The 14,119-nt window shown below is 52.7% G+C and carries 16 protein-coding genes; 9 read left to right on the forward strand and 7 right to left on the reverse strand.

The window, feature by feature from the left end:
• Positions 1 to 280: 280 nt before the first annotated feature.
• The 5 genes from csgB (at position 281) to ymdB (ending at position 2,732) form a co-directional block, all read left to right on the forward strand.
• A complete protein-coding gene (gene csgB, locus EXW94_RS01355) occupies positions 281 to 736 on the forward strand; it encodes a curli minor subunit CsgB (protein ID WP_089597832.1) in 456 nt (151 codons plus the stop codon).
• A gap of 39 nt (positions 737 to 775) precedes the next feature.
• Complete coding sequence (gene csgA, locus EXW94_RS01360; protein WP_089597826.1) at positions 776 to 1,234, forward strand: curli major subunit CsgA; 459 nt, start codon at positions 776 to 778, stop codon at positions 1,232 to 1,234.
• A gap of 60 nt (positions 1,235 to 1,294) precedes the next feature.
• Positions 1,295 to 1,627 (forward strand): curli assembly chaperone CsgC, encoded by a 333-nt coding sequence (csgC, locus tag EXW94_RS01365; RefSeq protein ID WP_010429579.1) that lies wholly within the window; start codon positions 1,295 to 1,297, stop codon positions 1,625 to 1,627.
• Between the two features lie 164 nt (positions 1,628 to 1,791).
• Positions 1,792 to 2,112: a type 1 fimbrial protein gene (locus EXW94_RS01370; protein ID WP_100167061.1), complete on the forward strand. Its 321-nt coding sequence runs from the start codon at positions 1,792 to 1,794 to the stop codon at positions 2,110 to 2,112.
• A 77-nt stretch (positions 2,113 to 2,189) separates the two neighbouring features.
• A complete protein-coding gene (gene ymdB / locus EXW94_RS01375) occupies positions 2,190 to 2,732 on the forward strand; it encodes an O-acetyl-ADP-ribose deacetylase (protein ID WP_010429585.1) in 543 nt (180 codons plus the stop codon).
• 36 nt (positions 2,733 to 2,768) lie between these two features.
• Here the strand turns inward: ymdB and mdoC are convergent, their stop codons facing one another.
• Positions 2,769 to 3,905: a glucans biosynthesis protein MdoC gene (mdoC, locus tag EXW94_RS01380; RefSeq protein ID WP_120158542.1), complete on the reverse strand. Its 1,137-nt coding sequence runs from the start codon at positions 3,903 to 3,905 to the stop codon at positions 2,769 to 2,771.
• A 273-nt stretch (positions 3,906 to 4,178) separates the two neighbouring features.
• Here mdoC and mdoG point away from each other — a divergent pair, with 273 nt between their 5' ends.
• The 3 genes from mdoG to EXW94_RS01395 all read left to right on the forward strand — a co-directional run bounded on the left by mdoG (position 4,179) and on the right by EXW94_RS01395 (position 8,546).
• A complete protein-coding gene (mdoG, locus tag EXW94_RS01385) occupies positions 4,179 to 5,714 on the forward strand; it encodes a glucans biosynthesis protein MdoG (RefSeq protein ID WP_010429591.1) in 1,536 nt (511 codons plus the stop codon).
• Positions 5,707 to 8,235: a glucans biosynthesis glucosyltransferase MdoH gene (gene mdoH, locus EXW94_RS01390; RefSeq protein ID WP_108418055.1), complete on the forward strand. Its 2,529-nt coding sequence runs from the start codon at positions 5,707 to 5,709 to the stop codon at positions 8,233 to 8,235. Before mdoG ends, mdoH begins: the two co-directional genes overlap by 8 nt.
• 83 nt (positions 8,236 to 8,318) lie before the next feature.
• Positions 8,319 to 8,546, forward strand: coding sequence for a YceK/YidQ family lipoprotein (locus EXW94_RS01395; RefSeq protein ID WP_010429597.1), 228 nt, complete (start codon positions 8,319 to 8,321; stop codon positions 8,544 to 8,546).
• A 7-nt stretch (positions 8,547 to 8,553) separates the two neighbouring features.
• On the opposite strand, the gene EXW94_RS01400 is transcribed toward EXW94_RS01395, so the two are convergent.
• The 3 genes from EXW94_RS01400 to EXW94_RS01410 form a co-directional block, all read right to left on the reverse strand.
• Positions 8,554 to 8,928: a MysB family protein gene (locus EXW94_RS01400; protein WP_100167059.1), complete on the reverse strand. Its 375-nt coding sequence runs from the start codon at positions 8,926 to 8,928 to the stop codon at positions 8,554 to 8,556.
• An 86-nt stretch (positions 8,929 to 9,014) separates the two neighbouring features.
• Positions 9,015 to 10,244 (reverse strand): multidrug efflux MFS transporter MdtG, encoded by a 1,230-nt coding sequence (gene mdtG, locus EXW94_RS01405; protein WP_174339339.1) that lies wholly within the window; start codon positions 10,242 to 10,244, stop codon positions 9,015 to 9,017.
• A gap of 139 nt (positions 10,245 to 10,383) precedes the next feature.
• Positions 10,384 to 11,310 (reverse strand): Kdo(2)-lipid IV(A) acyltransferase, encoded by a 927-nt coding sequence (locus tag EXW94_RS01410; protein WP_174339340.1) that lies wholly within the window; start codon positions 11,308 to 11,310, stop codon positions 10,384 to 10,386.
• A gap of 219 nt (positions 11,311 to 11,529) precedes the next feature.
• Between EXW94_RS01410 and EXW94_RS01415 the strand changes: the two genes are divergently transcribed.
• Complete coding sequence (locus tag EXW94_RS01415; protein ID WP_108418052.1) at positions 11,530 to 12,579, forward strand: rhodanese-related sulfurtransferase; 1,050 nt, start codon at positions 11,530 to 11,532, stop codon at positions 12,577 to 12,579.
• Between the two features lie 37 nt (positions 12,580 to 12,616).
• On the opposite strand, the gene EXW94_RS01420 is transcribed toward EXW94_RS01415, so the two are convergent.
• The 3 genes from EXW94_RS01420 to EXW94_RS01430 all read right to left on the reverse strand — a co-directional run bounded on the left by EXW94_RS01420 (position 12,617) and on the right by EXW94_RS01430 (position 14,103).
• Positions 12,617 to 13,195, reverse strand: coding sequence for a YceI family protein (locus EXW94_RS01420; RefSeq protein ID WP_010429605.1), 579 nt, complete (start codon positions 13,193 to 13,195; stop codon positions 12,617 to 12,619).
• 1 nt (position 13,196) lies between these two features.
• Positions 13,197 to 13,763, reverse strand: coding sequence for a cytochrome b (locus EXW94_RS01425; RefSeq protein WP_042718788.1), 567 nt, complete (start codon positions 13,761 to 13,763; stop codon positions 13,197 to 13,199).
• Between the two features lie 226 nt (positions 13,764 to 13,989).
• On the reverse strand, positions 13,990 to 14,103 hold the full coding sequence (locus EXW94_RS01430; RefSeq protein ID WP_010429609.1) for a DUF2770 family protein: 114 nt from the start codon (positions 14,101 to 14,103) through the stop codon (positions 13,990 to 13,992).
• Positions 14,104 to 14,119 lie beyond the last annotated feature (16 nt).

Below are 14,119 nucleotides of genomic sequence, written 5' to 3' on the forward strand. Positions count from 1 at the left end.
TGAAGCCAGGCTACGTAAGGCTGGACAAGGAACCTGCCATTGTACAGGATCTGAGAGGGACGATTTTTTTCTCGCGCTAAACCTAACGTCTTTCAGCGTATTTTTACCGGAATTAATACTTTGAGGTGAAGTCATTAATTAAAATAAGCCGCGCGGGTGAGATATTTAAATTGTTTCGGCGGACATACTCTTTTTCGTAACGCGACGTTAACAAAAAAACGATTCGCGTTTATGCATGAAGAAACGTTATTTTGTGTATAGCCAGGTCCAGGGTGACAACATGAAAAACAGAACGTTATTTATGATGTTTACATTACTGGGTGTGCCTGGATTTGTAACCGCAGGCGGTTCGGACTTAGCCGGTTCTGAATATAACTTTGCGGTTAATGAATTAAGTAAGTCCTCCTATAATCAGGCAGCCATTATTGGTCAACAAGGTTCAGGTAATTCTACTGATATTCGTCAGGACGGTTCCAAATTAATGTCCGTTGTCTCTCAGGAGGGAGGAGGCAACCGAGCGAAGGTTGATCAATCAGGAACTTATAACCTTGCTTATATCGATCAAGATGGAAATGGTAATGACGCGAGTATTAAGCAGGACGCTTTTGGTAATACCGCAATGATTATCCAAAAAGGGTCGGCTAACAGAGCGAGTATTACGCAGTATGGTACGCAGAAAACAGCAGTTGTAGTGCAGAGACAGTCACAAATGGCCATCCGCGTTATTCAACGTTAGGGCGTTGTGGCGACTTAATCAATCCGATGGGGGTTTACCATGAAACTTTTTAAAGTGGCAGCAATTGCAGCAATCATCGTTTCTGGCAGTGCTTTCGCAGGTGCGGTACCTCAATTTGGCGGCCACGGTCATGGCCACGGCGGTGGCGGTGGTAATAGCGGTCCTGACTCAACCCTGAGCATTTACCAGTTTGGTGGCGGCAACTCTGCCCTTGCCTTGCAAACGGATGCAAGAGATTCAGAACTGACAATTACCCAGCATGGCGGCGGTAACGGTGCTGATGTTGGACAAGGATCTGATGACAGCACCATCGATCTGCTGCAGAAAGGCTTTGGTAACAGCGCAACCATTGACCAGTGGAACAGCAAAAACTCCGTCATCGATGTTAAACAGTACGGCGGCGGCAACGGTGCGGCAGTGGACCAGACAGCATCTGGATCAACTGTTACCGTGCATCAGGTCGGCTTTGGCAACAATGCGACCGCACATCAATACTGATTTCAAATCTGTGCTACAAAAAAACAGGGCATTTGCCCTGTTTTTTTTCGGGAGTTCATCATGAATACCTTAATTCTCCTTGCCGCGCTTTCCAGCCAAATAACCTTTAAAACATCGCAGCAGGGAAATATGACCACCATTATTCCGCAGGTCACCCTGACACACGCGTGCGATTGTCAGGTTCAAATTTTGTCCGTTCGCCAGGGGGAGGGAGGACAAAGTACCTCACGCCAGCAAAATACCTTTTCTATACCCGCTAATCAGACGATTGATTTGATGAGACTGAGTTTAAATATTGGCACAGGGGATACGGTGAACATTACGGTCACCGTCTCTGACGGAAAATCGCTGCATTTATCACAACAATGGTCGCCTGCAGAACGCTCGCTTTAATCATTCATAAAATCAATGATTTGGGAATGTGGCGGGAGTTGAAAGGTGTAACTATGATGTTATCAGGAGCTGAACACGTTTCGCTGTTCAATTACCGGCTACCGCGTTGTCATACTGGAGCGCTTTTACCCCTCAAGGATGATTTATTTTGAGGAGTACAACTTGTGACCAAATCTACCGCTCTGCTCATCTCAGGTTTTAGCCTGATCGTCTCGGCTTATATGACACCCGCATTTTCAGCAACGATTGTTGAAGGCGGTGTTATCCATTTCCGTGGTGCCATTGTTGCCGATCCCTGTGAGATTACCCCTCAACATCGTCAGTTTGCGATGTCCTGCCCGGAAAATAACCGTATCCAGACCCGGATGGTCAGCTATGAGGATGCACTGAATGGGCGTTCCGCCTATCCAGGACTGGCAACCGTGAGTATGCAGTACCTCAATCCTGAAAAAACGCTGGCCGTAGTTAAGGTGGAATATCGCTAGCCGTTTTAAACGATAGTTTTTTCTGACCCTCCCCTCTGCGATACACTTAAGAAAAAGGCGGGTAGCAGGGGGAATGTATGAGACCGCAAATCGAGATTATTCACGGCGATATCACAACGTTACATGTTGATGTGATCGTCAATGCAGCGAATTCCTCGTTGCTGGGGGGAGGCGGCGTGGATGGCGCTATTCATCGCGCTGCCGGGCCGCAATTGCTCGAAGCTTGCAAGGCCGTGCGTCAACAACAGGGGGAATGCCCGCCGGGGCATGCCGTGATTACGCTGGCAGGGGATCTGCCCGCCAAAGCCGTTATTCACGCCGTGGGACCGGTGTGGCAGGGGGGCGAGCACCACGAGGCACGGATCCTTGAGGATGCTTACCGTAACTGCCTGCGCCTCGCTGCGGATAATGGCTATAAAACCCTGGCGTTTCCTGCCATCAGCACCGGTGTTTATGGCTATCCCAAAGCGGCTGCCGCGACCATTGCGGTGAATACCGTGTACCACTACCTTTCCCTGAAGCCCATGCCGGAAAAGGTCATCTTTGTCTGTTTCGACGAAGAAACGACACATCTCTACCAGAGACTTTTGACCCAGCGTGGAGAAGAACTGGACGGCTGATACAAAAGCGGCACCGTATCGGCGCCGCTTTTTCGATCAGGCTTTAACCTGCGGTTTCCCGGAGAAGAGGAACCGCAGTAGCGGGATACGCAGGTGGATCTCGTACAGCACGATGGCAATCCCGATCACGAAGACCAGCCCGGTGAAGAAGCCCAGCGTGTTGGAAGCAATATGCGGAGTGATGTAAGCGCCGAAGAACAGCGTCAACGGGTGATGCACCAGATAAATGAACAGTGATGCATTGACGAAATAGGTAACGCGGCTGGATTTAAAGTTCAGCAGGCGATGACCGAGTGCAAACACCACGTTCACCATCCACAAGCCCAGCAGCATGGTAATGACACTCTCCGTTTCGTACATCCACGCGTCACCGCTGCCGTAGCGCTGATTGAGAAGATAGGCTGCGAAGGCAAGGGCTGCGCCGACGGCACACCAGGGCGACGGTTGGGTAAACAACGCTTTTAACTGCGGATAGACAAACGCCAGCGCTCCCACCAGGAAGAAAGGAATGTAGAACAGCGACTGCATCACCACGAAATTAAACAGCCCGTCGCTCAGGATGGGTGGATAAACAATGAACAGCGTGCGTCTGATGGCCGCGTAGACAATCCCCAGCACCAAAAAGAGCAGGGACAGTTTACCGAGCGTGATGTTGGCAAAGAAAGCGTCTGACGTAGTGCTTAAATGGCGGCGCAGACGGCTGAAGATGACAAGACTGACAGTGGTAAGAACCACCAGAACCAGCAGGAACCAAAGGTGTGAAACCAGCTCCCAGACCAGCGTATTGTACTTTTCATACAGCGACAGGTTAGGCCAATTTTCCGCTTTGCCTTTCACATACTGCAGCATAATGAATTGCGGCAGCGTCAACAGCGGGATGGCGGTGAGCATCGGTATGCCGACGCGCTCTACGCGCACCTTCCACCATCGCTTAAGCGGGTAGCGCAAAAACAGCATATAAGAGAAGTAGCCGGATATGACAAAAAACACCTGCATACGGAAGGCGTGAATGAAGTCATTAAACAGCGTCAGCCACCAGGAGGGCATTTGGCTGTTCACGTGCCAGGTGTGGCTGGAATAAATCAATGAAATGTGAAACGGGATCCCCAATAGCATCAGCCATGCCCGGATCGAGTCGAGGAAATATTCACGTTGTACGGGTGTTGTGCTCATATAACTCAGTACATTCTCAGACTAATCGCCTTATCCCTAAGACGCATAATGGTTACATTCGAAGCCAACCCTACACCAAGACCGACACCCTGTCTCCAGGATAAGCACGCAAAGTGAAAAGCGGGTTCTTTCATTTGCTTAATCCCTGAGCCAGCGAGCTGAACAAAGCAGTGATAATGTTGTCGGATTGCCTGAGTTTCCATTAAAATGGATCGGATCGAATTAAGCACACAAAGGGGGAAGTGCTTACTTATTATGAAACATAAATCACAAATGATGAAAATGCGTTGGTTGGGTGCGGCAGTGTTGTTGTCCCTGTATACCTCATCGGCCTGGTCCTTTACCATCGATGACGTTGCTAAACAGGCCAAGTCTATGGCTGGCAAGAGCTACGAAGCGCCAAAAAGTAACCTGCCCTCCGTTTTCCGTGACATGAAGTACGCGGACTATCAGCAGATCCAGTTCAATCACGACAAAGCATACTGGAACAACGTTAAAACCCCGTTCAAGCTTGAATTTTATCATCAGGGTATGTATTTCGACACGCCTGTTGCTATCAATGAAGTGACGGCAACCGCGGTACGGAAAATCAAGTACAGCCCGGATTATTTCAATTTCGGCGATGTGCAGCACGACAAAGACACGGTTAAGGACCTGGGCTTCGCCGGCTTCAAAGTGCTCTACCCAATTAACAGCAAAGATAAAAACGACGAAATCGTCAGCATGCTCGGTGCCAGCTACTTCCGCGTGATTGGCGCAGGGCAGGTGTACGGGCTTTCCGCGCGTGGTCTGGCTATTGATACCGCGCTGCCATCAGGTGAAGAATTCCCACGTTTCCGCGAGTTCTGGATCGAGCGTCCTAAACCAACGGATAAACGTCTGACAATCTATGCGCTGCTGGACTCCCCTCGTGCAACCGGCGCATACCGCTTCGTGATCATGCCGGGACGCGACACTGTCGTTGACGTGCAGTCCAAAGTTTACCTGCGCGATAAAGTGGGCAAGCTGGGCGTTGCACCGCTGACCAGTATGTTCCTGTTCGGGCCGAACCAGCCGTCTCCGGCGACCAACTTCCGCCCGGAGCTGCATGACTCTAACGGTCTCTCTATCCATGCTGGTAACGGCGAGTGGATCTGGCGTCCGCTGAATAACCCGAAACACCTCGCGGTGAGCAGCTTCGCGATGGAAAATCCGCAGGGCTTTGGTCTGCTGCAGCGTGGCCGTCAGTTCTCTCGCTTTGAAGACCTGGATGACCGTTACGATCAGCGTCCAAGCGCCTGGGTAACCCCGAAAGGTGACTGGGGTAAAGGGAAAGTCGAGCTGGTTGAAATTCCAACTAACGACGAAACCAACGATAACATCGTCGCTTACTGGACCCCGGACCAGCTTCCGGAAGCCGGTAAAGAGATGAACTTCAAATACGCCATCACCTTTAGCCGTGACGAAGACAAACTGCATGCGCCGGATAACGCGTATGTGATGCAGACTCGCCGTTCAACGGGTGATGTGAAGCAGTCAAACCTGATCCGTCAGCCTGACGGTACCGTGGCTTTCATCGTGGACTTCGCGGGCCAGGACATGAAAAAACTGTCCCCGGATACCGCCGTGACTGCGCAGGCGAGCATCGGTGATAACGGTGAGATCGTTGAAAATGCCGTGCGTTACAACCCGGTAACGAAAGGGTGGCGTTTGACCCTGCGCGTGAAAGTGAAAGATCCGAAACAGACCACTGAAATGCGCGCCGCGCTGGTCAGCAACGATCAGCCGCTGAGTGAAACCTGGAGCTATCAGCTACCTGCCAATGAATAATACATCTGAATATATTGATGCCATGCCGCTGACGGACATTGAAAAAGCGGCACTGCCTAAAAGCGACATCCGTGCGGTACACACCGCGCTGGATGGCGATCATCGTCAGTTTACACGTGATGATGATACGCCGCTGGGGTCAGTAAAGGCGCGTCTGGAGCAGGCCTGGCCAGACTCGCTGGCAGAAGGACAGCTGATTAAAGACGACGAAGGGCGCGACCAGCTTCAGGCGATGCCGAAAGCCACGCGTTCTTCTATGTTTCCCGATCCATGGCGCACCAACCCGGTGGGTCGCTTCTGGGATCGCCTGCGCGGACGTGACGTCACGCCGCGCTATCTGTCGCGTCTGACCAAAGAAGAGCAGGCCTCAGAGCAGAAGTGGCGTACCGTCGGAACGATCCGTCGCTACACGCTGTTACTGCTGACGCTGGCGCAGACGGTGGTGGCAACCTGGTACATGAAGACCATTCTGCCGTATCAGGGCTGGGCGCTGATCAACCCGGCTGACATGGTAGGCCAGGATATCTGGGTCTCCTTCATGCAGCTGCTGCCGTACATTCTGCAAAGCGGCATTCTGCTGTTGTTTGCCGTTCTCTTCTGCTGGGTCTCGGCGGGTTTCTGGACCGCGCTGATGGGCTTCCTGCAGCTGCTGATGGGGCGTGATAAATACAGTATTTCAGCGTCAACGGTCGGGGATGAACCCCTCAATCCTGAGCACCGTACTGCGCTGATTATGCCTATCTGTAACGAAGACGTTGACCGCGTGTTTGCGGGCCTGCGCGCAACCTGGGAGTCTGTTAAGGCGACCGGTAACGCCGAGCATTTTGACGTTTACATCCTGAGCGACAGCTACAACCCGGATATCTGCGTAGCAGAACAAAAAGCCTGGATGGAGTTGATTGCGGAAGTGCAGGGCGAAGGCCAGATCTTCTATCGTCGCCGTCGCCGTCGTGTGAAGCGTAAAAGCGGTAACATCGATGACTTCTGCCGTCGCTGGGGTAATCAGTACAGCTACATGGTGGTCCTGGATGCCGACTCCGTGATGAGCGGTGACTGTCTGAGCGGTCTGGTCCGCCTGATGGAAGCCAACCCGAACGCCGGTATCATTCAGTCCTCGCCGAAAGCGTCCGGAATGGACACGCTTTACGCACGTTGCCAGCAGTTCGCGACCCGTGTGTACGGCCCGCTGTTTACGGCTGGTCTGCACTTCTGGCAGTTGGGTGAATCCCACTACTGGGGCCACAATGCGATTATCCGCGTGAAGCCGTTCATTGAGCACTGTGCGCTTGCGCCGCTGCCGGGTGAAGGGTCTTTTGCCGGGTCGATTCTGTCGCATGACTTCGTGGAAGCAGCGCTGATGCGCCGCGCAGGGTGGGGCGTCTGGATTGCCTACGACCTGCCAGGCTCATACGAAGAACTGCCGCCGAACCTGCTGGATGAGCTCAAGCGTGACCGTCGCTGGTGCCACGGTAACCTGATGAACTTCCGCCTGTTCCTGGTGAAAGGGATGCACCCGGTTCACCGTGCGGTATTCCTGACCGGCGTGATGTCCTATCTCTCTGCACCGCTGTGGTTTATGTTCCTGGCGCTGTCTACTGCCTTACAGGTGGTTCATGCCCTGACGGAGCCGCAATACTTCCTGCAACCGCGCCAGCTGTTCCCGGTGTGGCCGCAGTGGCGTCCGGAGCTGGCGATAGCGCTGTTTGCATCGACAATGGTGCTGCTGTTCCTGCCTAAGCTGCTCAGTATCATCCTGATCTGGTGCAAAGGCTCGAAAGAGTATGGCGGTTTCTGCCGCGTGACGCTCTCGCTGCTGCTGGAAGTGCTGTTCTCCGTGCTGCTGGCGCCGGTGCGCATGCTGTTCCATACCGTGTTTGTGGTCAGCGCGTTCCTGGGCTGGGAAGTGGTCTGGAATTCACCGCAGCGTGATGACGACTCCACCCCGTGGAGCGAAGCCTTCATGCGTCACGGTTCGCAGCTGCTGCTCGGTCTGGTGTGGGCTGCGGGGATGGCGTGGCTGGATCTGCGCTTCCTGTTCTGGCTGGCGCCGATTGTCTTCTCGCTGATCCTGTCGCCGTTTGTGTCCGTGATCTCCAGCCGTTCAACGGTGGGGCTGCGTACCAAACGCTGGAAGCTGTTCCTTATCCCGGAAGAGTATTCCCCGCCGCAGGTGCTGGTGGATACCGACAAGTACCTGGAGCAGAACCGCAGCCGTTCGCTGGATGATGGCTTTATGCACGCGGTGTTTAACCCGTCATTCAACGCCCTGGCGATGGCAATGGCGACCGCGCGTCACCGCGCCAGCCAGGTGCTGGAGATCGCCCGCGATCGCCACGTTGAGCAGGCGCTGAACGAGACGCCGGAAAAACTCAATCGCGACCGCCGTTTGGTGCTGCTGAGCGACCCGGTTACCATGGCGAGGCTTCACTATCGCGTGTGGTCTGCACCGGAGAAATACTCTTCGTGGGTGGGCTACTACAAAGAGCTGAAGCTGAATCCGCTGGCGCTGAAGGCGAAGTAAGCTGCTAAGTAGGGCGGGTAAGCGAAGCGCCCCCGCCAGATAAAATACCGGCTGCGAGGCCGGTATTTTTTTAGAGGTAATGAATGAAAATAATTGTCGTGGTGTTGATGACATGCCTGCTCAGCGGCTGCGGCAGCATTATCAGCCGCACTATTCCGGGACAAGGTCACGGGAATCAGTATTATCCCGGCGTCAAATGGGACGTACGAGATTCCGCCTGGCGCTACCTGACCGTGCTCGATCTGCCGTTTTCGCTGATCTTCGACACGCTATTGCTGCCCATCGACGCCAGCCACGGGCCTTACGAGTAATGAGCGCTTAACGTTCGTCCCACTCATCGGCTGCGGTCTGGCCCTCTTCGGTATCCAGCGGCGGTTCGAGTTGAAATTCGCCCTCATCCCATTCATGCAGGGTATTTTCTTCAAGCCATTCCTGGCGTAATTCAATTTCGTCGTAATCGCCGTCAAAGACGGCCTGAGCACCTTCACCGCTCAATATCGGCAAACATTCTCCCTCTTCACCGTCATCGGCAAAAAATTCGGCCTGCCACATAATATCGCCGTCCTGCAGGACATACTTTTGGATATTGAGTTGTTGCACGTCAGCATCTTCTTCCTCAATACCGGGGTTATCGGCGAGGAATTCTTCACGAGCGGCATCAATAGCTTCTTCCAGCGTGGCGTACATGGTCATCGGTGTCTCCCTGTTATTCATGAAGGTATTCAGGGAAAGAATAGCTGATTCTCTGATTTTGCAAGTATGAATGCGAAAATAAGCCGTCAGGCATTTGTCTTATTCAGTTCAGAACGCATCGTCCGGGATAAACTGAACCAGGAGTAAATGGCGTTAAACAGCACGACACCGGCCGTGACGATAAAAACGGCGCGAAAGCCAAAGCTGGCGGAAATGCCCGCCCCGACAAGCGGCCCGGTGACGTTGCCGATATCACGAAACGACTGGTTATAGCTAAAAATACGTCCGGCGATTTGGTTCGTTGAGTTGTAGACCAGCAGGGTCTGTACGGCAGGTAATAACGCACCGTCTGCCGCGCCGAGCAAAAAGCGCAGCAGGCCGAGTTGCCAGGGAGACTGCACCATCGCCATCGGGATGAGTAACAGAACGGAAATCACCAGGGCACAAATCAGGATCTTTTCGGGCCCAACACGGTCGCCGAGTTTTCCCAGCCTTGGCGCGCTGAGCAGTGCCGCCACGCCAGGTACTGATGCGATCAGCCCGCTGATAAAGGCAATGTTGTTGACGTTGCCCGCCAGATCGCGCACGTACAGCGTTAAAATCGGGGCGATCGACCCGGTCGCCACCTGAATAATCATGGTCGTCACGAACAGGCTCAACACCAGTTTGGGGTTTTTCAGCGAGGTAAGAACATCCCGGGCATGAAGCATCTCTTTTTTGGTGACCGGCGTGAATTTTTCACGGATACAGAGCAAGGTGACGACAAAGCAGAGGAACAGCACGCTGGCGGTGATGAAAAAGACGGGCCGCAGGCCGTAGCTATCCGCCAGTAAGCCGCCCGCCAGAGGTCCAAGCAGCGCACCGCTGACGCCACCCGTTGAGAGCGTACCGAGAGCCCAGCCGCTTTTATGGCGTGGAATTTGTGTGGCAATCAGGGCGTTGGCATTGGGAATGAATCCGCCCAGCAGGCCAAGCAGTGCGCGCAGCACCAGGAACTGCCAGACGTTTTGCGCCACACCCATCAGCGCCATAATAATAGCCATCCCCAGCGCTGAACGTAGCAGCATAATTTTTCGCCCCTTGCGGTCGGCGAGGCCGCCCCAGAATGGCGAAGCGATAGCGGAAAACAGAAAGGTGATGCTAAACACCAGACCTGACCACATATTGAGCGCGCTGTGGCCCGTAACGCCAAGCTGTTCAACGTAGAGAGGCAGGAAAGGCATGACCAGGCTGAACGCCGCGCCCGTCAGAAAGCAGCCGAGCCAAGCAACCGCGAGGTTACGTTTCCAGTTTATGGGAGCATCTGAGGGTGACATAACTCTCCGCAAATTAAGATACAGTGCGCCGGGAAGGGGAAGTAATAAGCGTGCTAATTATGCGCCTGGGTCAGGATTGCCGCAATGTGGGGGAGCTTTTAAAGCTAAAACAGCATGCGGCCCGGAGGCCGCATGACAATCAGTATCGGGAGGGAACGCCTTGCGGGCGCGTTTTAAAGCGGCGGTGGAGCCACATGTACTGCTCCGGTGCCATCATGATGCATTTCTCCACAATATCGTTCATCCAGCGCGCGGTGGTTTCTGCGTCGTCCAGAGGAGGCGTGCGTTCTGGCTCAAGCATGATGAGCTGATAGCCTGAACCATCCGGCTTGCGGCGTGGGACAAAGGGAACAATAGCCGCTTTAGACATTCGGGCGAGCATCCAGGTCCCCGTGGTGGTCGCCGCTTCTTCGACGGCAAAAAACGGCACAAACACGCTGGATTGCGGGCCGTAATCGTGATCGGGGGCGTACCAAACCACCTCACCGGATTTGAGGGCGCGGATCATGCCCTTCAGATCTTTACGGTCAATCATGCTTTTGTTAGAGCGCATGCGGCCATTGGTCTGGATGAGATCGATGACCGGGTTGTCATTCGGCCGATATACGCCAATACCAGGCGCCTGCATGCCAAACATACGCGCGCCAATTTCAAGCGTCAGGAAATGGACGCCAATCAACAGTACGCCGGTCTGATTAGCCTGCAACGTGTGCACGGGCTCCATACCTGTTCCGGCAACCTCCGTCCAGCGGGCCATTCTTTTGTCCGACCAGAACCATGCAATGCCTGTTTCCATCAGCCCCATGCCAACGGATTCGAAATTTTTAACCACCATATCGTGACGTTCTGTCTCACTCATCTGCGGAAAACAGAGTTCGAGGTTGCGGTAAGCAATCCTGACGCGGCGTTTCATGAATTTCCGGGCAACGTGGCCGATCCCTTTACCGAGGCGGAAAATAACCGGGTAAGGAAGTTGTACGATAAGCCACAACAAGCCTATGCCAATCCAGGTCAACCAATAGCGGGGATGCAAAAGGGCGGCAGTAAATTTCGGTAACTGGGTCATGTCTGTCCTGTGTTCTTACGTCCTGAATGGCTATTCTCGCATTTTTTAGTACGTAGCCAAAATGTCTGTCATCGAAACGTGCACGAATCCAGCATTTGTTAATCCTGGTAAATCAGGTAGGCTGAAATGTAGCGTAAATTGTGTGGATGTAAATTAGCTTTGTTTGCTATATGATGCCGACCGATTTTAATTCTCTAACGATTGCAGGACTTGTACACCATGCCAGTGTTACACAACCGCGTATCGAATGAGATGTTGAAGGCGCGTATGTTGGCTGAAACCGAACCGCGCACGACCATCTCATTCTACAAATACTTCACTATCAACGATCCACAAGCGACCCGCGATGAACTCTATCAGGCATTGACTGCGCTCAATGTCTTCGGGCGCGTCTATCTGGCGCGTGAGGGCATCAATGCACAGATCAGCGTGCCGGAAAGTCAGGTGAACGCCTTCCGTGATTTTCTTTACGGCTTCGATCCGGCGCTTAATGGCTTACGCCTGAACATTGCGCTGGATGATGACGGGAAATCGTTCTGGGTTCTGCGCATGAAAGTGCGTGAGCGTATCGTGGCTGACGGTATTGACGATCCCAGCTTTAATGCGGGTGACGTCGGGGAATACCTGAAGGCCGCTGAAGTGAACGCCATGCTTGACGATCCTGATGCGGTCTTTATCGATATGCGCAACCACTATGAGTATGAAGTGGGCCATTTCGAGAACGCGATGGAAATTCCGGCTGATACCTTCCGCGAGCAACTGCCAAAAGCGGTTGAGATGATGCAGGAACATAAAGACAAAAAGATCGTGATGTACTGCACCGGCGGGATCCGCTGTGAGAAAGCCAGTGCGTGGATGAAGCACAACGGTTTCAACAAGGTCTGGCACATCGAAGGTGGCATCATTGAGTATGCTCGCCGTGCGCGTGAGCAGGGCCTGCCGGTGCGCTTTATCGGCAAAAACTTTGTCTTTGACGAGCGCATGGGGGAGCGTATTTCCGACGACGTGATCGCCCACTGCCACCAGTGCGGAACGCCTTGCGATACGCATACCAACTGCAAAAACGACGGTTGCCACCTGCTGTTTATTCAGTGTCCAACCTGCGCTGAGAAATTTAACGGCTGCTGTAGTGAGCTGTGCAGCGAAGAGAGCGTGTTGCCGGAAGAAGAGCAGCGTCGCCGTCGCGCAGGTCGCGAAAACGGGAACAAGATTTTTAATAAATCCCGCGGACGTCTGAATACCAAACTGGGTATTCCCGACCCTGAGTAATGTTTATGCCCGACGGAAAATACCGCCGGGCATATTTTTATCCCTTCTGCTGAACGCCTTCCACGGAAATAATCAGTTCAACATCCTGAGATGCCGGGCCTAAATCCGTGGTGATGTTAAAGTCTTTCAGGTGAATTTTACCTGCAGCTTCAAAGCCTGCACGTTTCCCGCCCCACGGATCATCACCCTGACCAAGCAATTTCGCGTTAAGAGTGACGGGTTTCGTTACACCATTAAGCGTCAGGTTGCCGGTAATATCCAGCTTGTCGCCGTCCTTTTTCACGCCGGTAGAGGCGAATGTCGCCTGCGGGAATTTCGATACGTTCAGAAATTCTGCACTGCGTAAATGTTTATCACGCTCGGCGTGGTTAGTATCCACGCTATTGGTATTAATGGTGACATTGACTTTATCCGCTGCCGGATTTTTCTCGTCAAAAGTAAAGGTGCCATCAAAATCGTTAAAGGTGCCATATAGCCAGCTATAGCCAAGATGCTGAATACGGAAATTGACGAAGGCATGTTGGCCCTCTTTATCAATTTTATAATCAGCCGCAACAGCAGAACCGGTGGTAAATAACAGTGAACCTAAGGCGATGCCCAGCAGGTGTTTTTTCATTTTATGCTCCAGAGTCAGAAGACGAACGGCCAAGCATGCGCTTCAGCGTGTCGTCTTTATCGATAACATGATGTTTGAGGGCCGCGAGTCCGTGAAGGACAGAAAGAATAACCACGCTCCAGGCCAGCCACAGATGGACAACGCCAGCGGTATCCGCCTGGACGCCAGCATCGCTGAGCGTGGCGGGAACGTCAAAAAGACCAAAGACGCTGATCGGCTTGCCATCCGCTGTTGAAATAAGGTATCCGCTAATCAGAATGGCAAAAAGCAGGGCGTAGAGCGCAATATGGGCCGCGACAGCGCTCACGCGCGTGAATTTACCGTGGGTTTTCGGCGCGGGTGGCGGCGGGGAAATATGTCGCCAGACGACGCGAACAACCAGACCCATCATCAACAGGACACCTATGCTTTTATGCAGTTCCGGTGCCTGGTGATACCAGCCGTCATAATAGCTTAACGTGACCATCCAGAGCCCAAGCCCGAACATAGCATACACCGCAAGCGCGAATATCCAGTGCAAACCTATGGATATTATTCCGTAGCGATGGGGGGTATTACGCAATTGCATAAGAGATACCACTCAAAATCATTCGAGCAATAAAAATGAACGGGAAAAGAGGATATTGCAACTGAAATAAGTAGATAACGTTTTTAATTTAATTTATTTCAGCGTATTTGAAGGTGTTGCGTGGATGTATTTCAAAAGCTTCGAGCAATATAACTCAGGCGGAATCAGCGGATGCGTTAAAAAATAATTAACCTCAACAAGTGTCAATAAACGTAAGCGTTTCTTTTCAATAAAATACAATGTAAATAACATCAATGATGGCCAGCAGCGCCCACAACAACAGATAGAGCATAAAATGCTCGCGAATATTATTGACGAGTAAATCGACGATCCTGCGCATCATTTTTCCTCAGATA

Origin of the sequence: Enterobacter sp. JMULE2, from assembly GCF_013337145.1 — a bacterium.
GTDB lineage: Bacteria > Pseudomonadota > Gammaproteobacteria > Enterobacterales > Enterobacteriaceae > Enterobacter > Enterobacter mori.

Bases quoted from the DNA above. Each gene is read 5' to 3' on its own strand.
- csgB (WP_089597832.1), top strand. From the start codon at position 281: ATGAAAAACAGAACGTTATTTATGATGTTTACATTACTGGGTGTGCCT.
- csgA (WP_089597826.1), top strand. From the start codon at position 776: ATGAAACTTTTTAAAGTGGCAGCAATTGCAGCAATCATCGTTTCTGGC.
- csgC (WP_010429579.1), top strand. From the start codon at position 1,295: ATGAATACCTTAATTCTCCTTGCCGCGCTTTCCAGCCAAATAACCTTT.
- ymdB (WP_010429585.1), top strand. From the start codon at position 2,190: ATGAGACCGCAAATCGAGATTATTCACGGCGATATCACAACGTTACAT.
- mdoC (WP_120158542.1), bottom strand. From the start codon at position 3,905: ATGAGCACAACACCCGTACAACGTGAATATTTCCTCGACTCGATCCGG.
- mdoG (WP_010429591.1), top strand. From the start codon at position 4,179: ATGATGAAAATGCGTTGGTTGGGTGCGGCAGTGTTGTTGTCCCTGTAT.
- mdoH (WP_108418055.1), top strand. From the start codon at position 5,707: ATGAATAATACATCTGAATATATTGATGCCATGCCGCTGACGGACATT.
- EXW94_RS01395 (WP_010429597.1), top strand. From the start codon at position 8,319: ATGAAAATAATTGTCGTGGTGTTGATGACATGCCTGCTCAGCGGCTGC.
- EXW94_RS01400 (WP_100167059.1), bottom strand. From the start codon at position 8,928: ATGACCATGTACGCCACGCTGGAAGAAGCTATTGATGCCGCTCGTGAA.
- mdtG (WP_174339339.1), bottom strand. From the start codon at position 10,244: ATGTCACCCTCAGATGCTCCCATAAACTGGAAACGTAACCTCGCGGTT.
- EXW94_RS01410 (WP_174339340.1), bottom strand. From the start codon at position 11,310: ATGACCCAGTTACCGAAATTTACTGCCGCCCTTTTGCATCCCCGCTAT.
- EXW94_RS01415 (WP_108418052.1), top strand. From the start codon at position 11,530: ATGCCAGTGTTACACAACCGCGTATCGAATGAGATGTTGAAGGCGCGT.
- EXW94_RS01420 (WP_010429605.1), bottom strand. From the start codon at position 13,195: ATGAAAAAACACCTGCTGGGCATCGCCTTAGGTTCACTGTTATTTACC.
- EXW94_RS01425 (WP_042718788.1), bottom strand. From the start codon at position 13,763: ATGCAATTGCGTAATACCCCCCATCGCTACGGAATAATATCCATAGGT.
- EXW94_RS01430 (WP_010429609.1), bottom strand. From the start codon at position 14,103: ATGCGCAGGATCGTCGATTTACTCGTCAATAATATTCGCGAGCATTTT.